The following is a 20,574-nucleotide window of genomic DNA, read 5'->3' as shown; positions in this document are numbered from 1 at the left end:
CCAGCTGAGCTACGGATGCATAAATAATTCTTGTACAACGCAGGGTGCTAACAACTCACCGAGAAAGGAACGACTCTTTCACTTACTTTCGCATTTTCCAGATGGTGCATCCGGGAGGATTCGAACCTCCGACCGCTCGGTTCGTAGCCGAGTACTCTATCCAGCTGAGCTACGGATGCATCGGAAAATGGCGGTGAGGCGGGGATTCGAACCCCGGATGCAGCTTTTGACCGCATACTCCCTTAGCAGGGGAGCGCCTTCAGCCTCTCGGCCACCTCACCTTACGCGTTCTTGCGAACCGTGCTTCTGAACTTTGTTTCCGCTCATCGGCACTGCGTGGCGCACATATTACTTTCCCGCATTTATAAGTCAAACAATTTTTCCCACCGCCTGATCGTTTGCACAAATGACGCTCAATTGGGGCAATTTGCCGACAAAAAGAGTGATTTATCAACAGTAAAAGCAGGCAAGCGGGAAAATAATCAGAAGAAACGAAGCGGGAAAAAAGAGAAGACGTGTGGGAAAGCGGTCGCGCCTCGCAAAAAACTGCGAGGCGCTGAATCCGTTAGTAACTCGTTTGCTGAGTTTTTTCGGCCTGAATGCGCTGATAAATCTCTTCGCGATGCACTGAGACCTCTTTTGGCGCGTTCACACCGATACGAACCTGGTTACCTTTCACTCCCAGCACCGTTACAGTCACCTCATCGCCAATCATGAGGGTTTCACCAACTCGACGAGTTAGAATAAGCATTCTTTGCTCCTTGAAAGATTAAAAGAGTCGGGCTCTGTTCGGGCTCCCGGCATTATCCATCATTTAACGCTGAACATTGACTATGACAAATACACCAATGTACGTCGCTACGCCAATACATTCCGCTGATAGTTAGTTTAGCCGAAATACACTACATCGACCTGACTTTGTCATTACCTGATGCACATCGTATTAAAAAGCGCCGGAACTTCAGTCCCTGGCGCTTTTCACGATGCATTGTTCTAGTTTGTTACAGGCGACTGTTGACCCAGCTTTCAACGCCCGCCAGCGCGCCTTTCAGCGCCTGCGCATCGGTACCGCCAGCCTGCGCCATATCTGGACGCCCGCCGCCTTTACCGCCGACCTGCTGCGCCAGCTCGCCCACCAGCTCGCCCGCTTTTACACGGTCAGTCAAATCTTTAGTCACGCCCGCGATTAACGACACTTTTCCTTCCGCTACGGTCGCCAGCACAATCACCGCCGAACCCAGCTGGTTCTTCAGATCGTCAACCATGGTGCGCAACATTTTCGGCTCAACGTTGCTCAGCTCGCTTACCAGCAGCTTCGCGCCCTTGATGTCGATCGCCTTGCTGCTCAGCGAAGCGCTTTCAAGCGCAGCCTGCTGATCGCGCAGCTGCTGCAGCTCTTTCTCCAGCGCACGTACGTGATCGACCAGACCGCGCACTTTGTCATTCAGATTGCTGCTGTTGGCTTTCACCAGCTGAGCGATCTCATTTAGCTGGCTGCTCTGCGCATAAACCTGCGCCAGTGCACCCTCACCGGTTACAGCTTCGATACGACGTACGCCTGCGGCAGTACCGGACTCGCTCAGAATGCGGAACAGGCCGATATCGCCAGTACGCGCTGCGTGCGTGCCGCCGCACAGCTCGATAGAGAAATCACCCATGGTCAGCACGCGCACGCGCTGATCGTATTTCTCGCCGAACAGCGCCATCGCGCCCTTGCCTTTGGCCGCGTCAATATCCATCACGTCGGTTTCAACCAGCAGATTGCGACGAATCTGCGCGTTGACGATCTCTTCGACCTGATGAATTTCCTGCGGTTTCATCGCTTCGAAATGTGAGAAGTCGAAACGCAGGTATTTATCGTTGACCAGAGAGCCTTTCTGCGCCACATGTTCGCCAAGAACCTGACGCAGCGCAGCGTGCAGCAGATGCGTTGCGGAGTGGTTCAGACGAATGCGCGCGCGGCGCGCTTCATCAACCTGCGCCTCAACGCGATCGCTGATACGCAGATGACCAGCCGTCAGCTTACCGATATGGCCAATAGCCTGACCATATTTTTGTGTATCCTGAACGTTAAATTCAGCATTCTTCCCTTTCAGCAGGCCCGTATCGCCTACCTGGCCGCCAGATTCACCGTAAAATGGCGTTTCGTCCAGCACCACGACCGCTTCCTGTCCCGCAGCAACCTCTTCTACCGCGACGCCGTCAACGTAGATCGCCTTAACGGTAGCCGTCAGGTCAAGCTGGTCATAGCCTTTAAACGCTGAAGCCGCGTCGATACTGATGACGTTGCTGTAGTCAGCGCCGAAACCGCTCGCCTCGCGTGCGCGCTGGCGCTGCTGTTCCATGGCTTTTTCAAAGCCCGCTTCGTCAATTTTCAGGTTACGCTCACGGCAGACGTCGGCCGTCAGGTCAACCGGGAAGCCAAAGGTATCGTAAAGACGGAAAACGGTCTCGCCATCCAGCGTATCGCCCTGCAGTTTCGCCAGCTCGTCGTCCAGCAGCGTCAATCCACGCTCCAGTGTTTTAGCGAACTGCTCTTCTTCGGTCTTGAGTACGTTTTCTACCTGGCTCTGCTGACGCTTCAGATCTTCGCCCGCGGCGCCCATCACCTCAACCAGTGGCGCAACCAGCTTGTAGAAGAATGCCTCTTTCGCACCCAGCATATTGCCGTGACGAACCGCGCGACGAATGATGCGGCGCAGCACGTAACCACGGTTTTCGTTAGACGGAATAACGCCGTCGGCGATCAGGAAGGCGCAAGAGCGGATATGGTCGGCGATAACGCGCAGCGATTTATTGCTGAGATCGGTCGCGCCGGTCACTTCCGCTACCGCTTTGATCAGTTTTGCGAACAGATCAATTTCATAGTTGGAATTGACGTGCTGCAGCACAGCGGAGATACGCTCCAGTCCCATGCCGGTATCAACCGACGGCTTCGGCAGCGGCAGCATAGTGCCGTCCGGCTGACGGTTGAACTGCATAAAGACGATATTCCAGATCTCTATATAGCGATCGCCATCTTCTTCCGGGCTTCCCGGCGGGCCGCCCCAGATATGATCGCCATGATCGTAGAAAATTTCGCTGCAGGGGCCACAAGGGCCGGTATCGCCCATCTGCCAGAAGTTGTCAGAGGCGTAAGCGCTGCCTTTGTTGTCACCAATACGAATAATGCGCTCGCGCGGAACGCCGATATCATTGGCCCAGATGTCGTAGGCTTCGTCATCAGTTTCATAGACGGTAACCCACAGACGCTCTTTCGGCAGAGCGAACCAGGTTTCTCCCGTCAGCAGTTCCCAGGCATAAGCAATCGCCTCTTTCTTGAAATAGTCGCCGAAGCTGAAGTTGCCCAGCATTTCAAAGAAAGTGTGGTGACGTGCGGTATAGCCGACGTTTTCCAGATCGTTGTGCTTGCCACCGGCGCGCACGCAGCGCTGCGACGTGGTCGCACGCGAATAGTCGCGCTTGTCCTGGCCGAGGAAGACATCCTTAAACTGGACCATACCGGCGTTGGTGAACAGCAGCGTCGGGTCGTTATTCGGTACGAGGGAGCTGCTGGCTACAACCTGATGTCCCTTGCTATGGAAAAAGTCGAGAAACGCTTGACGGATCTCAGCAGTGCTCTTGCTCATATATATCCTGGAATCACGCTAACGAAAGTTCCGTTCTGTCAGACAAGCCGCATCCGCGCAGCTTTCCGTTCAGTGGAACAAAAAAGTGGGAATAAGATAAATTTTCTTCACAGGGAAGTAAAACCCCGCGCGGCTTTCAGTCGTCAAAATTTCTGAAAACGGCCTGAATATCCTCCATGAAAAAGCCTTTTGACTGCAAATAACGCTGAACTTTCGCTTTGGCCTTCCACTCTGTTGGCAAAGGGAGGCCAAATTTGCGCTCCGCCAGCTGCGCGGCGCAGGCGCTCCAGTCAATTTCACAGGCTTCCATGGCGATATCAATTTCAGGGCGCGCCACGCCTTTCTGTCCCAGCTCCAGGCGGATGCGCTGCGGGCCATATCCTTTACGGCTGCGGCTCTGGATAAAACGTTCGGTAAAGCGTGCCTCATTGAGCCAGCCATTTTCCTGACACCAGCCGATTACCTTATCCAGCTGCGCGTCGGTGATGATTTCCGGTTCACTCTGCTGGATAAAGGCCGCGCGCTGCACTGACTGCTGTAGTTTTCTGCGCAGCTCCGCTTCACTGTGATCGCGCTGCGCCAGAATGCGCATAGCGCGATCGAGCAGACGTGGAAAAGGGATTTCCCTGGGTTGCGGTTGTTCAGACATAGGACTCACCTTGCTCAATCAGAAGGGAATTATGGCGGCAGAACGGAGAGGAAAGAAAGAGAGGGTTGCTAAAACGAAAAACGGGAGTGGTTGCCCACTCCCGCACAGGGTTAGAAGTCTTCGTTCGTCTCGCTGGCTGCATCTTCCAGCGCGTCTGCTGGCGCTTCAGCAGCACCCGCTTCTGCTGCTGCGCTGTTCAGCAGCATATCGCGCAGTTTCACATCCAGCTCGTTAGCGATTGCCGGGTTTTCCTTAAGGAAATTGGTGGCGTTCGCTTTACCCTGACCAATCTTGTCGCCGTTATAGCTGTACCATGCACCGGCTTTTTCGACCAGCTTGTACTTCACGCCCAGGTCTACCAGCTCACCGAAGGTGTTGATGCCTTCGCCGTACATGATCTGGAACTCAGCCTGCTTAAACGGCGCGGCGATTTTGTTCTTCACCACTTTAACGCGGGTTTCGCTACCAACCACTTCGTCGCCCTCTTTAATCGCGCCGATACGGCGGATATCAAGACGAACGGAAGCGTAGAACTTCAGCGCGTTACCACCGGTAGTGGTTTCCGGGTTACCAAACATCACGCCAATTTTCATACGGATCTGGTTGATAAAGATCAGCAGCGTGTTGGACTGCTTCAGGTTACCCGCCAGCTTACGCATCGCCTGGCTCATCATACGCGCCGCAAGACCCATATGAGAGTCGCCGATTTCACCTTCGATTTCCGCTTTCGGCGTCAGCGCCGCTACGGAGTCGACGATGATAACGTCTACTGCGCCTGAACGCGCCAGCGCGTCACAAATCTCCAGCGCCTGCTCGCCGGTATCGGGCTGTGAACAGAGCAGATTGTCGATGTCAACGCCGAGCTTTTTCGCGTAAACCGGATCCAGCGCGTGTTCAGCATCGATAAAGGCACAGGTTTTGCCTTTGCGCTGCGCTGCGGCAATAACCTGCAGCGTCAGGGTGGTTTTACCGGAAGATTCCGGTCCATAAATCTCGACGATACGGCCCATCGGCAAACCGCCGGCGCCCAGCGCGATATCCAGTGAAAGCGAACCGGTAGAAATAGTTTCTACGTCCATTGAGCGGTCTTCACCCAGACGCATGATGGAGCCTTTACCGAATTGCTTTTCAATCTGGCCCAGCGCAGCAGCTAAAGCCTTCTGTTTGTTTTCGTCAATTGCCATTTCTACTCCTGACTCATACGGGGGTAAGCACGCTACAAATGCCTGCTCGCTTTCTGTTGCTGCTAATTATACTGTATAGTCATACAGTATCAAGCTTAATTTGCCAAAAAATCGTCCTGTAATGTCTGCAGCGCGAACGCCACGGACTGACGACGCACCGCCTCGCGATCCCCTTGAAATTGCTGGCGTTTAGCGGTCACTACACCATCCGGCGCAGCGAAGCCGAACCACACGGTGCCGACCGGTTTTCCCGCGCTGCCGCCGTCCGGCCCGGCAATGCCGCTGACCGACACCGCATAGTCCGCCTGCGCGGCATGCTGCGCGCCCTGCGCCATCTCGCGCACTACAGCCTCGCTCACCGCGCCATACTGCGCAAGCGAAGCCGCTGAGACGCCCACCAGCTCCTGCTTGGCGCCGTTGCTGTAAGTAACGAAACCGCGTTCAAACCAGGCGGAGCTGCCGCTGATATCGGTAAACACCTTAGCGATCCAGCCGCCCGTACAGGATTCAGCGCAGGTAACCGTCGCGCTTTTCGCCTTGAGACGCTCGCCGACTGCCGCGCTCAGACGCTGTAATTCCAGGTCATTCATAGCATCTCATCCTTTCTGCTCAGTAAAGAGAACATGGTGCAGAAGCGGAGCATTTTCAACCCATCCGGCATAAAGCCTGCCGCCTTTGCGCATCATCTCTCAGCGTTACGACGCCTTTTTCACCGCTACGATAAAAAGACGTGGGAAAGCCAGCAAAATGCGACCGTCGGCGCGTGGCATATAAGCCTGCTGCAGCGCCTGACGATACTGTTCCAGAAAGCGCGGCTGCTCGTCAGGCTCAAGCGCATTGAGAAACGGCCGCAGCCCGGTCGCTTTCAGCCAGTCGACGATCGCCTGCGCGTCCGCCATGATGTGGTAGTAGGTGGTGCGCCAGAGATCCACCACGCAGCCCGCCTGTGCCAGAAGATCGTAATAGCGCTCGCCGCTAAGCAACTTTTTACGCTCCACCTCGCCGATACGCTGACGCCAGGGATCGCACGCGGCGATTTCACGCATCAGGCGATGCGTAGGCTCCTGCAGGTTATCCGGCATCTGTATCGCCAGCGCGCCGCCGCTATCCAGCTGACTCGCCAGATGCGGCAATAGCCTGTCGTGCTCGTCAAGCCACTGCAGCGAGGCATTGGCATAAATCACCTGCTGCGGCTCTGTCGCCCGCCAGCGCCGGATATCCTCTTTGAAAAACGTGCAGCCAGGCAGCCTTTCACGCGCCTGCGCCAGCATCGCCTCTGAACTGTCCAGCCCGTAAATCTGCGCGTCAGGCCAGGCGCGCGCCAGCAGCTCAGTGCTGTTGCCCGGGCCGCATCCGAGATCCGTGGCGACGCGCACATCGGTAACGGGTATGCGCGCCAGCAGTTCCTGCGCAGGTCGCGTTCTTTCAGATTCGAATTGCCGATAGAGTTGAGGATTCCAGTCCTGCATATTTGACCTCTGCGTTAGCTCAAAAGCGTGTCCGAAGCGGAAAAATGCGATGCGTTGCCCAATTTTGCGCGCCGCGGTGGCAAGCGGTCACGCTGCGCATTAATTTAAAACAACGTTTCATTTTTCACATTCAGGAGCGTTTATGATCTCGCAACCCGCATTTTCCGGCGTATGGTGCCCCTCCGTTACGCCTTTTACGCAACAAGGGCAGCCAGATATTGATGCGCTGGGTTGCCACTTCGCCCGACTGAACACGTCAGGCATTAATACCTTACTGCTGATGGGCAGCATTGGCGAATTTGCCTCCCTGACGCAGCAGGAACGTTTGCTGCTTATTCGTGAAGCGCGCCAGCTCTCGCCGCTCAGCATGGTCGCCAATATCTCCAGCACCTGCGTACCGGATATGCTGGAGCTGGCCGAGGCGGCATGGAAAAACAATTTTGACGCAGTGATGGTGCTGCCGCCCTATTACTATGGGCAAACCTCACGTCAGCTACTGAGCTATTTCCGCGAGCTGGATAAGCGCATCGGCGGTAAATGGTTCGCCTACAATTTTCCGGCGCGCACCGGCTGCGATCTCAGCCCGGCGCTTGTCAGCGAGCTGGCGGCAGAGTTGCCTGGCTTTATCGGCATAAAAGATACGGTTGACTCCCTGTCGCACAACCGCGCGCTGATTGAGGAGACCAAAAAGGTACGCGACGATTTCGCCGTTCTTTCGGGCTATGACGAATATCTGGTGCCAAACCTGCTGGCTGGCGGGGCGGGCGTAATTTCAGGCCTGAACAATATCGTGCCGGAGTTGTTCGCAGCGGCAATGGCGGCGTGGCGCGAGCAGGATCTGGCGGCGCTGGCGACCATTCAGCAGCGTATCGGCAGGATGATGGCGATTTACGCCATCGGAGAGGATTTTGTCACGACTATCAAAACCGCGGTGTCGCGCCGTTTTGATTCTATGACCAGCCAGTCGCGCAATTATGGCAGCGCGCTTAGCGCTGAACAGTGCGAGGCGCTCGACCGGCTGTTTGAATAAGAGATGGATGCGGGTGCAGCGCGCCCGCTTGTTTTATCCGCGTTTGACAAACTCCGACTTTAGCTTCATCGGGCCGAAGCCTTCGATCTTGCAGTCGATATTATGATCGCCTTCCACCAGACGGATCCCCTTAACGCGCGTGCCGATTTTCAGCGTGGAGGAGCTGCCCTTCACTTTGAGATCTTTAACGACGGTCACCGTGTCGCCATCCTCAAGCAGATTGCCGTTGGCGTCGCGCACCACCAGGCGGTCCACGTTGCTTTCACCTTCGTTCAGCGACCAGATATGACCGCAGGCGGGACAGTTAAGATTGTCGCCATCCTGCCAGCTGTAATCAGCCTGACAAAGGGGACACGCGGGAAGTGATTGCATAACGGCTCCTGAAACAACAGATATGATGACGCTGAGGGGCGCCATCATATCCCCTTACTGTTGCTAAGGACAACTGTCAGAACATGGCGCCGCTGCGCGCTTTGCTGACCGCCTCGCCCAGTTGCCATACCGCCATCGCATAGTGGGTGCTGTGGTTGTAGCGGGTAATAACGTAGAAGTTAGGCAAGCCGTACCAGTACTGGTAGCTGGTGCCCATATCCAGGCGCAGCAGGCTGACCTGGTTATTACCGTCCAGAGAACCCTGCGGAGAGAGGCCAGATGCCGCCAGCATTTGCGGCGTATAGCTGGTTTTGAAACCGTTCTCCAGCAGCGGCGCCTGACCGCTGGCCGGAACAGCTACGCCCTCCCCGCTGCGCCAGCCATGCTCTTTAAAGTAGTGCGCGACGCTGCCGATGGCGTCTACCGGATCCCACAGATTGACGTGCCCGTCGCCGTTAAAATCCACGGCATACTGCTGATAAGAAGAAGGCATAAACTGGCCGTAGCCCATCGCGCCGGCGAACGATCCTTTCAGATCGAGCGGATCGTCCTCTTCGTTGCGTGCCATCAGCAGGAAGGTTTCCAGTTCGCTGCTGAAGTAGCTGGCGCGGCGCGGATAGTTAAACGAGAGCGTGGCGAGCGCATCCAGAATACGCGTTTTCCCCATTACGCGCCCCCAGCGCGTCTCTACGCCGATAATGCCGACGATAATCTCCGGCGGCACGCCATACACCTGCTGAGCGCGCGTTAAGGCATCCTGATACTGGTTCCAGAAGGCGACGCCGTTTTGTACGTTGTCCGGCGTAATGAACTGCTTGCGATAGCGGATCCACGCGCCGTTAGGCCCGGCTGGGGGCGTATAGGCGGGCGCCTGGCGATCCATCAGACGCAACACGTAATCCAGCCTTTTGGCCTGGCCGATAACGGCATGCAGCTGCTGGCGGTCGAAGCCATGCTTCTTCACCATCTGGTCGATAAACTGTTCGGCGGCCGGATTCCCGGCAAAGTCGCCCAGCACAGGCTGTACGGCGTGGGACTGTTCAAGCAGAAAGCCCCCTTTCGGCGCGGCCAGCGTTGCGGCCTGCGTCGCGGATTCAGGTTTACTGCTGCAGGCGGCAAGTAGGGCAATAAGCGGAAATAAGCTGATCTTAAAACGCATTTGATATCCATAAGCATGCAGTGAAGGTAACGAATTATGGTAAACATTCACTCACCGAATGGACAGGGCGAAACGTAAAAATAGCGCCAGAGAAAAATTGCGAACCGGCGCAGGAAGCATCGGCAAAAAGCAGTAATGGCGCACTGCTGGCTGAGGAGCCTCTCGCAAAGTCGCCTGAAAACAGCGATCTGTTCAACACAATGATGAAAGACAAGGATAAAGTGCGATCGGGCTGTGCCCTTTGAGCAGCTGACTCAAGTGCGGCGCATCAAGGAAGAGGAATAACTACCGATGAGCGATAATCTCTTTTACTGGCTGCTGCTGGGCGTGCTGGCGCTCTGCGTCGGCAGCTTTCTTAACGTCGTGATTTACCGCCTGCCGCTGATGGTGCTGCGCCCCCAGCCGGGCTTTTCGCTACTGCTGCCCCGCTCTCACTGCCCGCGCTGTAAAGCGCGCGTCCGCGTAGGCGACTGCCTCCCTCTGCTTGGCTGGCTGCGGCTGCGCGGACGCTGTCGTCACTGTCGCCTGCCGATCTCCTGGCGCTATCCTGCGACCGAGTTTGCCGCTCTGGCGATAAGCCTGCTGCTTGTTCTGTGGCTGCCGTGGAACGGCGCGCTGCTGGCGGCGCTGGTTATGAGCGGTTTTATGCTGGCGTTGTCGCTGATCGACCTGCGTTATCAACTGCTGCCGGATGCGCTGACTCTGCCGCTGCTCTGGCTCGGGCTGCTGTTTCAGGCATCGGGCATTCTGCCGCAGGTCGGCCCGACAGAGGCTATCTTCGGTGCGGCTGGCGGATATCTGCTGTTCCGGCTGCTGGCCTGGCTCTGGCGCGTATTGCACCATCAGGAGGCGCTGGGCGGCGGCGATGTTAAACTGCTGGCGGCGCTCGGCGCCTGGCTGGGCTGGCGGCCGCTTCCTCTGTTGCTGCTGATCGCCTCCAGTACCGGCTTAATCGCAGTCACGCTGGCGCGCCTGTTTATGCGCCGTCCATTGCATCTGCCGTTGCCTTTTGGCCCCTGTCTGGCGCTGGCGGGTGAAGCGCTACTGCTCTACAGCCTGAAGTGACGCTGTGGCTGGCTGCTTTTTGCGTAGCGCCTCGCACAGGCTGCTCGTCAGGCAGGATTCCGTTAGGCTTTTGCGCCGCGGCCTGATAACGTCACGCGCGATAACCTGTTTTGGCCCGTCGCTGGTAACGGGCGCCCGGATTCGGGCTGGTCGGGCATCGCCCGGACAGGCGGTGGAAAAGCGGCAGCCTTGATGTTCAGGATGCAACTTTTCATAATGGCTTTCAGACGCAGCTTATCTCACAGCCAGGGCCGCAAGATCCCGCGCATCCTCTCTGTTTTAGAAAGGGTTTATCCCTTTACATACGCCAGAACACGCAGTCCGATGCAAGGCTTGCCCAATAACCGAATGATTTAAGAGCTAATTATTTATGAACAAATCAGTCGATAAGGACATCACCGCTCATACCCCGATGATGCAGCAATATCTGCGCCTGAAGGCGGAACACCCTGACATCCTGCTGTTTTACCGCATGGGCGATTTCTACGAGCTTTTCTACGACGACGCTAAACGCGCATCGCAGCTGCTGGAGATTTCGCTCACTAAACGCGGCGCGTCGGCGGGAGAACCCATCCCGATGGCTGGCGTGCCCTACCATGCGGTAGAGAGTTATCTGGCGAAGCTGGTGCAGCTGGGCGAATCCGTCGCGATCTGCGAGCAGATCGGCGATCCGGCGCTGAGCAAAGGGCCGGTTGAACGCAAAGTCGTGCGAATCGTCACGCCGGGCACCATCAGCGACGAAGCGCTGCTGCAGGAGCGTCACGATAATTTGCTCGCCGCCATTGTGCAGAGCCCACAAGGGTTTGGTTACGCCACGCTCGATATCAGTTCCGGCCGTTTTCGCCTGAGCGAACCGGCGGACGCCGAAACCATGGCCGCTGAGCTACAGCGCACCAATCCAGCCGAACTGCTTTATCCGGAAGACCTCCAGGCAATGTCGCTGATTGAGCAACGTCGCGGTCTGCGCCGTCGCCCGCTGTGGGAGTTTGAGATCGATACCGCGCGCCAGCAGCTGAACATGCAGTTCGGCACGCGCGATCTGAACGGATTCGGCGTTGAGCAGGCGCATCAGGCGCTGCGCGCCGCAGGTTGCCTGCTGCAGTACGTCAAGGATACGCAGCGCACCAGCCTGCCGCATATCCGCTCGCTCAGCATGGAGCGGCAGCAGGACAGCATCATTATGGACGCCGCCACGCGTCGCAATCTGGAGATCACGCAGAACCTTGCGGGCGGTACGGAGAACACGCTGGCGGCGGTGCTGGACCGAACCGTAACGCCGATGGGCAGCCGCATGCTCAAGCGCTGGCTCCATATGCCGCTGCGCGATGCGCAGGTAATTAACCAGCGTCAGGACGCCATCGCTGAACTCCAGCCGCTGTGCGATTCGCTACAGCCGGTGCTGCGCCAGGTTGGCGATCTGGAACGTATTCTGGCGCGTCTGGCGCTGCGTACGGCGCGACCGCGCGATTTGGCCCGTATGCGCCACGCTTTTCAGCAGTTGCCAGAGCTAAACGCCTTACTGGCTGACGTAGAATCTACGGCGCTGATTCGTCTGCGCGAGCGAATGGGCGAATTCACCGAGCTGCGTGAGCTGCTTGAGGCGGCGATTATTGAGGCGCCGCCGGTGCTTATTCGCGATGGCGGCGTTATCGCGCCGGGTTACAACGCGGAGCTGGATGAGTGGCGCGCGCTGGCAGACGGTGCCAGCGACTATCTGGACAGGCTGGAGATCCGCGAACGCGAAAAGCTCGGCCTCGATACGCTGAAGGTCGGCTTTAACGCCGTTCATGGCTACTACATTCAGGTCAGCCGCGGCCAGAGCGACCATGTGCCTATTCACTACGTGCGCCGCCAGACGCTGAAAAACGCAGAGCGCTATATCATTCCTGAGCTTAAAGAGTACGAAGATAAGGTGCTCACTTCGAAAGGGAAGGCGCTGGCGCTGGAGAAAAGCCTCTACGAGTCGCTGTTCGATCAGTTACTGCCCCACCTGGAAGCGCTGCAGCTCAGCGCCGCCGCGCTCGCCGAACTGGACGTATTGAGCAATCTGGCGGAGCGCGCCTGGACGCTAAACTACTGTCGCCCTGCTCTGCAGGAGAAGCCCGGCCTCAAAATTACCGGCGGTCGTCATCCGGTTGTTGAACAGGTATTGAAAGAGCCCTTTATCGCCAACCCGCTGTCGCTGGCGCCGCAGCGCCGCATGCTGATCATTACCGGTCCCAATATGGGTGGTAAGAGCACCTATATGCGTCAGGCGGCTCTCATCGCGCTGATGACCTGGATTGGCAGCTTTGTGCCGGCGGAAGAGGTGATGGCCGGCCCGCTGGATCGCATCTTTACCCGTATCGGCGCGGCGGACGATCTCGCTTCGGGCCGCTCGACCTTTATGGTGGAGATGACAGAAACCGCCAACATTCTGCACAACGCCACCGAACATAGCCTGGTGCTGATGGATGAAATTGGACGCGGCACCTCAACCTATGACGGTCTGTCGCTGGCCTGGGCCTGCGCGGAGAGCCTGGCGAACCGCATCAAGGCGATGACGCTGTTCGCTACGCACTACTTTGAACTGACCACGCTCCCGGAGAAAATGGAAGGCGTATTTAATGTCCACCTCGACGCCGTGGAGCATGGCGACACCATCGCCTTTATGCACAGCGTGCAGGAAGGCGCAGCCAGTAAAAGCTATGGACTGGCGGTAGCGGCGCTGGCGGGCGTGCCAAAAGAGGTCATCAAGCGCGCGCGCAATAAGCTGAAGGAGCTGGAAACCCTGTCAAACAACTCGGCCTCTTCGACCATTGACGGCTCGCAGCTGCCGCTGCTGGTGGAAGAAACCTCACCTGCCGTCGAAGCGCTTGAGGCGCTGGATCCCGATACGCTGACGCCGCGTCAGGCGCTGGAGTGGATCTACCGCCTCAAATCGCTGGTGTAACCGCGCCGGCGGCAGGCCTTTCTGGTTCTGCCGCCCGCCTCGCGGCCAAAAAAAAGCGGTGGCTTTCGCCACCGCTTTTTGTACTTACAACTTTGTCAGTTACTCACGAAACAGTGCTTCAATGTTCAGACCCTGCGCCTGCAGAATTTCACGCAGACGACGCAGGCCTTCAACCTGAATCTGGCGTACACGCTCGCGGGTCAGACCGATTTCACGGCCCACATCCTCAAGCGTTGCCGCTTCATAGCCCAGCAGGCCGAAACGACGCGCCAGCACTTCACGCTGCTTGGCGTTCAGTTCGAACAACCACTTAACGATACTCTGCTTCATATCGTCATCCTGCGTGGTGTCTTCCGGACCGTTGTCTTTCTCATCGGCCAGAATGTCCAGCAGCGCTTTTTCGGAATCACCGCCCAGCGGCGTATCAACCGAGGTGATGCGTTCATTGAGACGCAGCATACGGCTGACGTCATCAACTGGCTTATCCAGCTGCTCCGCAATCTCTTCCGCACTCGGCTCATGGTCGAGCTTGTGGGAGAGTTCACGCGCGGTGCGCAGATAAACGTTCAGCTCTTTAACAATGTGAATCGGCAGACGGATGGTACGGGTTTGATTCATGATCGCCCGTTCAATCGTCTGACGAATCCACCAGGTGGCATAAGTTGAGAAACGGAACCCACGCTCTGGGTCAAACTTCTCAACCGCACGGATTAAACCGAGATTACCCTCTTCAATCAGGTCAAGCAGCGCAAGACCACGATTGCTGTAGCGGCGGGCAATCTTCACCACCAGTCGTAAGTTACTTTCAATCATGCGGCGACGAGAAGGAATATCGCCTCGTAATGCGCGGCGAGCGAAGAAAACCTCTTCCTCTGCCGTCAACAGCGGGGAATAGCCAATCTCCCCGAGATAGAGCTGCGTCGCATCCAAAACGCGCTGCGTCGCACCCTGTGACAACAACTCTTCTTCCGCTACGTCGTTATCACTGGGTTCGTTTTCAACAAGAGCCTTCTCATCAAAAACCTCAGCTCCGTTCTCCTCGAATTCCGCATCTTCATGTAACTCGTTTACTTTCAGCGTATTCTGGCTCATAAGCGGCTCCTACCCGTGATCCCAGGGCAGAACAGCAGGGTTCTGCCGGTTTATCGCTGCGGCAAATAACGCAACGGGTTTACGGATTTCCCCTTGTAACGAATTTCAAAATGTAATCTAACTGAACTGGTTCCGGTGCTACCCATGGTAGCGATTTTTTGCCCCGCCTTAACTTCCTGTTGTTCCCGGACCAGCATTGTATCGTTGTGGGCGTAGGCACTCAGATAATCATCATTGTGCTTAATGATGATCAGGTTACCGTAACCCCGGAGCGCGTTGCCTGCGTACACTACTCTTCCTGATGCGGTAGCGACGACAGGCTGTCCACGCGAACCAGCGATATCGATTCCTTTATTCCCCCCTTCAGAGGCAGAGAAGTTATCGATAATCTTCCCATCGGTCGGCCAACGCCAGCTTCCAACCGGCGTCGAACTGTTCGTTGTACTGCTAACCGTGGGCGGTGCGGCAACCACGGGGGGAACTGTTGTCGTTGCAACATTTGTCCCTTTCGACGGCAACAATTTGCTACCAGTCGAGTTACCCGAATCATCAGAATACGTAATAACTGGTTGCTGTGCAACAGGCGCTGGTTTAATTTGCGGCGCGGTCGGGACGCCACCCTGAGTTGCGTCCGCTGCGGTAATCGCATTGCCGCCTGTAATCGGCTGGCCAGCACCGTTGCCAACCTGCAAAGTCTGGCCAACATTCAGGCCGTACGGGGCCGGGACGTTGTTGCGCTGCGCCAGATCGCGGAAATCGTTGCCGGTAATCCAGGCGATGTAGAACAGCGTATCGCCGCGTTTTACGGTATAGGTATCGCCCGCGTAACTACCTTTCGGAATGTTCTGATAACTGCGGTTGTATACGATACGGCCATTTTGCGTCTGAACATTATCATCACTTCCGCTAACCATTGCGCCGCTGCGCGGCGCGGAAGGTACGGAATTATTAATCATTCCGCCCTGGCGCGGGGTCGATGGAACGCCGCCTGACGGGCTAAGCATGCCGCCGCTGCCGCCGTTATCTCCAACCTGGCTAATGGGTGCTTGTGTGTTATCGCCTGAACTACAGCCTGCCAGCCAAAATCCAACCAGAGAAAGCGCCGCAAGGCGGCGTAACTGAAATATTGGGCTTCCCGTGCTCATTGTTCCCCCGTGATGGCAAACCTGAATAACGCTGTCTTGCTAACACACCAGCACAAAGCTCTGTGAGGCGCATTAAAGCCTGCGTATTACGCATGAAAATGGATAGTAACAAGATCAAAAGGATGGTGCTATGAAACAGTTGTGAAGAAATACGTAGGGAAAATCTCAGGCGAGATCGCCCTGAACAAGGGGAACGAACCGCACCGGCTCAATGCACTCTTCAACAATATCGCCACCCTGGCGGCGCAGACGCTTCAGCACCTGCTGATCGTCCCCCACCGGCAGCACCATAATGCCGCCTTCATCCAGCTGCGCAATCAGCGCAGTCGGAATTTCCGGCGGTGCGGCGGTAACGATAATGGCGTCGAAGGGGCCGCGCGCGGGCCAGCCCTGCCAGCCGTCGCCGTGACGCGTCGAAACATTATGCAGGTCGAGCTGTTTAAGACGGCGTTTCGCCTGCCACTGCAGGCCCTTGATACGCTCGACGGAGTAAACATGGTCCACCAGATGCGCCAGAATGGCCGTCTGGTAGCCCGAACCGGTGCCGATCTCCAGCACGCGCGAATGGGGCTGCAGCTCCAGCAGCGCGGTCATACGCGCCACCATATAGGGCTGCGAAATAGTCTGGCCGGAACCGATAGGCAGCGCCACGTTGTCCCAGGCTTTATGCTCGAAGGCTTCGTCGATAAAACGTTCGCGCGGCACGTCCGCAATCGCCTTTAGCAGGATCTCATCGTGGATACCCTGTTGGCGCAGCTGCTCCAGCAGCGCTTCGATACGCCGGTTCACCATACGAGACTGACCTCCGACTTCTCCAGCCAGTCGATAAGTACATTCTGCGCGCTGTGAGCGGTCAGGTCGACATGCAGCGCGGTCAGAGAGACGTAGCCCTGATCCACCGCAGCGAAATCGGTGTCAGGGCCAGCATCGAATTTTTCGCCTGGCGGGCCTATCCAGTAAAGCGTGTTGCCGCGCGGATCCTGCTGCGCGATTACCTGATCGGCGGGATGGCGGCTGCCGCAGCGCGTAACACGAATGCCTTTGATCTCATCCAGCGGCAGATCCGGCACGTTGATATTAAGAATACGCCCGGTGCGCAGCGGCTCGCGCGTCAGCGCCTGCAGAATCGCGCAGGTCACCGCCGCCGCCGTCTCGTAATGCTGCAGGCCATTGAGCGACACCGCCAGCGCGGGCAGGCCGAGATGACGCCCTTCCATCGCTGCCGCCACGGTGCCGGAGTAGATCACGTCGTCGCCCAGATTGGGACCGGCATTAATGCCTGAAACCACAATATCCGGGCGCGGCTGCATCAGCGCGTTGACGCCGAGATAAACGCAGTCGGTCGGGGTACCCATCTGCACCGCGATATCGCCGTTCTCATGGGTAAAGGTGCGTAGCGGCGTCTCCAGCGTCAGGGAGTTGGATGCGCCGCTGCGATTGCGGTCAGGCGCGACGACCTGCACCTCAGCGATACGTCGCAGCGCCTTTGCCAGTGTCTGTATGCCTGGCGCATGGATCCCGTCATCATTACTCAGCAATATCCGCATCGTCACCTTCCTGTTGCAGAAGCTCCCGAATCACGCTGGTGGCGAAACTGCCTGCCGGCAGCCAGAACTGCATCTCCAGCGTCACATCGTCCCACCAGCTCCAGCGTAGATCGCGCGGCACCACCAGCATCGCGCGCCGCGCCGCATCAACACGCTCTCGCTCAAGCAGTGTAACCAATTCTGCTGCGCCCGCCAGAGATTGCTGCTCAAAGGCGAGCGCTTCGCCGTGTGGGCCTGGCTCGCCGCGTCCCGGCAGCGGCGCGGTAATACGAAGTTCATGATTATCGACGCGCGTCTGCAGCTCGCTAAGTTCGTCGGCCTGAGCGACAAACCAGCTGCCGCGCCCGGTCAACTGCAGCGCGTCACCCTCTATCACCTGCGTCAGTGAACCCTGTTGCAGCAGTCGCGCGCTGGTGACCTGATTAAACAGCGCGCTGCGCGCCGCAGAGAGGATAAGGCTGCGCTTGTTGCGATCGCGCAGGCTGATTTCGCCTTGCGCCCACTGCTGCGCCATAGTCAGGTTGTTGCCGCCGCGTCCAAAGCGCTGCGTGCCGAAATAGTTTGGCGCGCCGCCGTCGCGGATCAGCGCCAGACGCGACTCCACCGCGTCACGGTCGCTGATATGGCGCACCACAAGACGGAAGGCGTTACCCGCCAGCGCGCCGATGCGCAGCTTGCGCTTATGGCGCACCGCCTCAAGGATCTCGACGCCTTCCAGCGTGAAGCCGCTCAGGTCGGGCATCGCATTGCCTGGCATACGGAAACAGAGCGTCTGCTCGGTCACCGCATGACGATCTTTCATCCCGGCGTAGCTCATATCGCGCTGATGCACGCCGAGGAACTTCGCCAGCGCTTCCGCCACGAAGCGGGTATTCGCGCCGGTTTTGCGGATACGCACCAGCAGATGCTCGCCTTCGCCATCGGCGCCGTAGCCGAGATCTTCCACCACCACGAAATCTTCCGGGTTAGCTTTGATTACGCCGCGCGCGGTCGGCTTGCCGTGTAAAAAAGCCTGATCCGCCAGCGTCATGCCGCATCCGCCTTCAACAGCAGCGCAACCGCTTCGCAGGCGATGCCTTCGCCGCGTCCGGTAAAACCCAGCTTTTCAGTGGTGGTCGCTTTCACGTTAACCTGATCCATATGGCAGCCCAGGTCTTCGGCGATATTGATGCGCATCTGCGGGACATGAGGCAGCATTTTCGGCGCCTGAGCGATCAGCGTGACGTCGACGTTGCCGATGCGGTAGCCCTTCTCTGCGATACGCCGCCAGGCTTCGCGCAGCAGGCCGCGGCTGTCTGCGCCTTTATAGGCGGGATCGGTATCGGGAAACAGCTTGCCGATATCGCCCATCGCCACCGCCCCAAGCAGCGCGTCGGTCAGCGCATGCAGCGCCACGTCGCCGTCGGAATGGGCGATAAACCCCTGCTCAAACGGGATTCGCACGCCGCCAATCACCAGCGGACCTTCGCCGCCAAAAGCGTGAACGTCAAAACCGTGACCGATACGCATCATGCGCTCTCCTTTAACTGAATCTGGGTTAAATAAAATGCCGCCAGCGCCAGATCTTCCGGCCGGGTGACCTTGATGTTATCACTACGTCCACTGACCAGCAGCGGATGATAGCCGCAATATTCGAGCGCAGAGGCTTCGTCGGTAATGGTTGCCCCCTCTGCCAGCGCGCGTGTCAGACAGGCAGTCAGCAGCTGATGTGGGAAAAACTGCGGCGTCAGCGCATGCCAGAGATCCTCGCGCTCCACGGTGTGAGCGACGGCGGCGATGCCCGGCTCGCCGCGCTTCATGGTGTCGCGCACCGGCGCCGCCAGAATACCGCCGACATGGCTGGTTTCGCGAACCTGCAGCAGACGCGCAAGGTCGTCGGCGTGCAGGCAAGGACGCGCCGCGTCGTGCACCAGCACCCAGCTTGCGCCCTGAGCGGCGCGCAGACCTGCCAGCACCGACTCTGCGCGCGTGTCGCCGCCCGTCACGCTTAACACGCGCGGATCGCGCGCCAGCGGCAGCGACGCGAACTGCGCGTCGTCCGGGCTTAGCGCGACGATAACCTGTTTGATAGCGGGATGGGAAAACAGACGTGCAATGCTGTGTTCCAGAAGCGTCTGCTGACCAATAGTCAGATACTGCTTAGGACAGGTCGCCTGCATGCGGCTGCCGATACCGGCAGCAGGCACGACGGCAATCACCTCCGCAGGGGAAGAGAACATGTTCATGAGTTATCGTTGTTGGTTTTGCGCAGCCTGCGCGTTGCGTTTGTTCTGATCCGGCACCAGACGATAGAAGGTTTCACCGGGCTTAATCATGCCCAGCTCATTGCGCGCGCGTTCTTCGATCGCTTCAGAACCGCCATTGAGATCGTCAATTTCGGCAAACAGCTGATCGTTACGCGCTTTAAGTTTGGCGTTGTTCGCCTGTTGCACCGCAACGTCGTCATTGACGCGCGTATAGTCGTGAATACCGTTTTTGCCCAGCCATAGCGAATATTGCAGCCAGCCAAGCAGCACCAGTAGCAGTAACGTCAGTTTTCCCATCCCCGCCCCCTGAAAAACGGCTCAATCATCCCATAACTTTATGCAGGACTCCACTCCAGCGGTGAAAATGGCGCGCTTTCGCGGCTGTCTGCGCAAATTCTGATTAGGATGGCGAGAAGGCAGGCAGGTAAAGTTTTGTAACCTGCCGACGTGTTTATACATCGGGAAGCGTTACCAACCGGATAAAAAAGAGAAGAGCAGCCAGAAGAGACAGACTACCGCTACCGCCGTGGCAGGCGTCGTCCAGAGAAGATTACCGCGCAGCGCCATGCTGAGGATCATACCGATCAACACCGATACCGGCAGCAGCGCCAGGAAGAAGGGCCAGGTATAAAGGAAGAAGAAAAGCGTGTTGGAGCCGTACAACAGAAAGGGGATCGCCAGCGCGCACCAGTAGGAGAGGAAGCCGATGATGCCGCCCGGCAGCGTCGAGCGCGGCTCTTCCGGGGTGCTTTCATCTTTGCGGGCCAGCATGGGAGTAACATTCTGCATAGAGATCCTGTTGACGCGAAGGCGGCAAATCAGCCTCGATTTGCCGCTTGTCTGTTCAGGATTTGATGATATCGCGGCGCCGCAGCAGATCTAACAATTGGGCGGTCAGTTTTGTAACTAATTGTTCGCCCGCTAAGCGAATTTCCGGCTGCTCCGGCGCCTCATAAACGCTGTCGATGCCGGTAAAATTACGCAGTTCGCCCGCGCGCGCTTTTTTGTACAAACCCTTGGGATCGCGCGCTTCGCACACCGCCAACGGCGTATCG

At 57.6% G+C, this 20,574-nt stretch carries 22 protein-coding genes and 2 tRNA genes; 4 read left to right on the top strand and 20 right to left on the bottom strand.

Annotated elements, in window-relative coordinates:
* Positions 1 to 102: 102 nt before the first annotated feature.
* The 8 genes from B3797_RS05925 to tam all read right to left on the bottom strand — a co-directional run bounded on the left by B3797_RS05925 (position 103) and on the right by tam (position 6,931).
* Positions 103 to 179 (bottom strand) — tRNA-Arg (locus B3797_RS05925).
* 9 nt (positions 180 to 188) lie between these two features.
* Positions 189 to 281: transfer RNA gene (locus tag B3797_RS05920), tRNA-Ser, on the bottom strand.
* A gap of 284 nt (positions 282 to 565) precedes the next feature.
* Positions 566 to 751 carry a carbon storage regulator CsrA gene (gene csrA, locus B3797_RS05915; protein ID WP_004155916.1) on the bottom strand — a complete coding sequence of 62 codons (186 nt, stop codon included), beginning with the start codon at positions 749 to 751 and terminating at the stop codon, positions 566 to 568.
* Positions 752 to 1,001: 250 nt separating this feature from the next.
* A complete protein-coding gene (gene alaS / locus B3797_RS05910) occupies positions 1,002 to 3,629 on the bottom strand; it encodes an alanine--tRNA ligase (protein ID WP_311783943.1) in 2,628 nt (875 codons plus the stop codon).
* Positions 3,630 to 3,765: 136 nt separating this feature from the next.
* Complete coding sequence (locus tag B3797_RS05905; RefSeq protein WP_271152745.1) at positions 3,766 to 4,278, bottom strand: regulatory protein RecX; 513 nt, start codon at positions 4,276 to 4,278, stop codon at positions 3,766 to 3,768.
* A gap of 110 nt (positions 4,279 to 4,388) precedes the next feature.
* Positions 4,389 to 5,462 (bottom strand): recombinase RecA, encoded by a 1,074-nt coding sequence (gene recA, locus B3797_RS05900; RefSeq protein WP_311783942.1) that lies wholly within the window; start codon positions 5,460 to 5,462, stop codon positions 4,389 to 4,391.
* Positions 5,463 to 5,557: 95 nt separating this feature from the next.
* Entirely contained in the window at positions 5,558 to 6,052 is a 495-nt protein-coding gene (pncC, locus tag B3797_RS05895) for a nicotinamide-nucleotide amidase (protein ID WP_311783941.1), read from the bottom strand.
* 105 nt (positions 6,053 to 6,157) lie between these two features.
* Positions 6,158 to 6,931, bottom strand: coding sequence for a trans-aconitate 2-methyltransferase (tam, locus tag B3797_RS05890; RefSeq protein WP_311790621.1), 774 nt, complete (start codon positions 6,929 to 6,931; stop codon positions 6,158 to 6,160).
* Positions 6,932 to 7,073: 142 nt separating this feature from the next.
* On the opposite strand from tam, the gene B3797_RS05885 reads away from it, so the two are divergent.
* The gene (locus B3797_RS05885; RefSeq protein ID WP_311790620.1) at positions 7,074 to 7,961 is read left to right on the top strand and encodes a dihydrodipicolinate synthase family protein; all 888 of its coding nucleotides are present in this window, start codon (positions 7,074 to 7,076) and stop codon (positions 7,959 to 7,961) included.
* 33 nt (positions 7,962 to 7,994) lie between these two features.
* On the opposite strand, the gene B3797_RS05880 is transcribed toward B3797_RS05885, so the two are convergent.
* Together B3797_RS05880 and mltB are read right to left on the bottom strand one after the other, a co-directional pair.
* Complete coding sequence (locus B3797_RS05880) at positions 7,995 to 8,333, bottom strand: zinc ribbon domain-containing protein YjdM (RefSeq protein WP_271152742.1); 339 nt, start codon at positions 8,331 to 8,333, stop codon at positions 7,995 to 7,997.
* A 76-nt stretch (positions 8,334 to 8,409) separates the two neighbouring features.
* On the bottom strand, positions 8,410 to 9,492 hold the full coding sequence (gene mltB / locus B3797_RS05875; protein ID WP_120454289.1) for a lytic murein transglycosylase B: 1,083 nt from the start codon (positions 9,490 to 9,492) through the stop codon (positions 8,410 to 8,412).
* A 20-nt stretch (positions 9,493 to 9,512) separates the two neighbouring features.
* On the opposite strand from mltB, the gene B3797_RS05870 reads away from it, so the two are divergent.
* From B3797_RS05870 to mutS, 3 genes are all read left to right on the top strand, one after another.
* Positions 9,513 to 9,737, top strand: coding sequence for a hypothetical protein (locus B3797_RS05870; protein WP_311783938.1), 225 nt, complete (start codon positions 9,513 to 9,515; stop codon positions 9,735 to 9,737).
* 46 nt (positions 9,738 to 9,783) lie between these two features.
* Positions 9,784 to 10,557, top strand: coding sequence for a prepilin peptidase (locus B3797_RS05865; RefSeq protein WP_311790619.1), 774 nt, complete (start codon positions 9,784 to 9,786; stop codon positions 10,555 to 10,557).
* Positions 10,558 to 10,927: 370 nt separating this feature from the next.
* On the top strand, positions 10,928 to 13,489 hold the full coding sequence (mutS, locus tag B3797_RS05860; protein ID WP_311790618.1) for a DNA mismatch repair protein MutS: 2,562 nt from the start codon (positions 10,928 to 10,930) through the stop codon (positions 13,487 to 13,489).
* Positions 13,490 to 13,588: 99 nt separating this feature from the next.
* Here the strand turns inward: mutS and rpoS are convergent, their stop codons facing one another.
* The 10 genes from rpoS to B3797_RS05810 form a co-directional block, all read right to left on the bottom strand.
* Positions 13,589 to 14,581, bottom strand: coding sequence for an RNA polymerase sigma factor RpoS (gene rpoS, locus B3797_RS05855; protein ID WP_048783701.1), 993 nt, complete (start codon positions 14,579 to 14,581; stop codon positions 13,589 to 13,591).
* 50 nt (positions 14,582 to 14,631) lie between these two features.
* Positions 14,632 to 15,726 carry a murein hydrolase activator NlpD gene (gene nlpD / locus B3797_RS05850; RefSeq protein WP_311783935.1) on the bottom strand — a complete coding sequence of 365 codons (1,095 nt, stop codon included), beginning with the start codon at positions 15,724 to 15,726 and terminating at the stop codon, positions 14,632 to 14,634.
* A gap of 165 nt (positions 15,727 to 15,891) precedes the next feature.
* A complete protein-coding gene (locus B3797_RS05845; protein WP_120454297.1) occupies positions 15,892 to 16,518 on the bottom strand; it encodes a protein-L-isoaspartate(D-aspartate) O-methyltransferase in 627 nt (208 codons plus the stop codon).
* Complete coding sequence (gene surE / locus B3797_RS05840; protein WP_311790617.1) at positions 16,512 to 17,273, bottom strand: 5'/3'-nucleotidase SurE; 762 nt, start codon at positions 17,271 to 17,273, stop codon at positions 16,512 to 16,514. The genes B3797_RS05845 and surE overlap by 7 nt, the downstream gene beginning before the upstream one ends.
* Positions 17,254 to 18,303 carry a tRNA pseudouridine(13) synthase TruD gene (truD, locus tag B3797_RS05835; protein WP_311783933.1) on the bottom strand — a complete coding sequence of 350 codons (1,050 nt, stop codon included), beginning with the start codon at positions 18,301 to 18,303 and terminating at the stop codon, positions 17,254 to 17,256. The genes surE and truD overlap by 20 nt, the downstream gene beginning before the upstream one ends.
* Positions 18,300 to 18,782: a 2-C-methyl-D-erythritol 2,4-cyclodiphosphate synthase gene (gene ispF / locus B3797_RS05830; RefSeq protein ID WP_120455109.1), complete on the bottom strand. Its 483-nt coding sequence runs from the start codon at positions 18,780 to 18,782 to the stop codon at positions 18,300 to 18,302. The genes truD and ispF overlap by 4 nt, the downstream gene beginning before the upstream one ends.
* Positions 18,782 to 19,498: a 2-C-methyl-D-erythritol 4-phosphate cytidylyltransferase gene (gene ispD, locus B3797_RS05825; RefSeq protein ID WP_120454426.1), complete on the bottom strand. Its 717-nt coding sequence runs from the start codon at positions 19,496 to 19,498 to the stop codon at positions 18,782 to 18,784. Before ispD ends, ispF begins: the two co-directional genes overlap by 1 nt.
* A 3-nt stretch (positions 19,499 to 19,501) precedes the next feature.
* Complete coding sequence (ftsB, locus tag B3797_RS05820; protein ID WP_033752087.1) at positions 19,502 to 19,816, bottom strand: cell division protein FtsB; 315 nt, start codon at positions 19,814 to 19,816, stop codon at positions 19,502 to 19,504.
* Positions 19,817 to 19,987: 171 nt separating this feature from the next.
* Positions 19,988 to 20,308 carry a DUF3561 family protein gene (locus B3797_RS05815; RefSeq protein WP_120454428.1) on the bottom strand — a complete coding sequence of 107 codons (321 nt, stop codon included), beginning with the start codon at positions 20,306 to 20,308 and terminating at the stop codon, positions 19,988 to 19,990.
* A 55-nt stretch (positions 20,309 to 20,363) separates the two neighbouring features.
* Positions 20,364 to 20,574: adenylyl-sulfate kinase (locus B3797_RS05810; RefSeq protein ID WP_311790616.1), on the bottom strand; the 211-nt coding region annotated here is incomplete at its 5' end.

The organism is Pantoea sp. UBA5923 (assembly GCF_002431095.1).
Taxonomy (GTDB): domain Bacteria; phylum Pseudomonadota; class Gammaproteobacteria; order Enterobacterales; family Enterobacteriaceae; genus Pantoea; species Pantoea piersonii.
The sequence above is the reverse complement of the archived record's forward strand: the minus strand, read 5'-3'. Positions and strand labels throughout refer to the sequence as shown.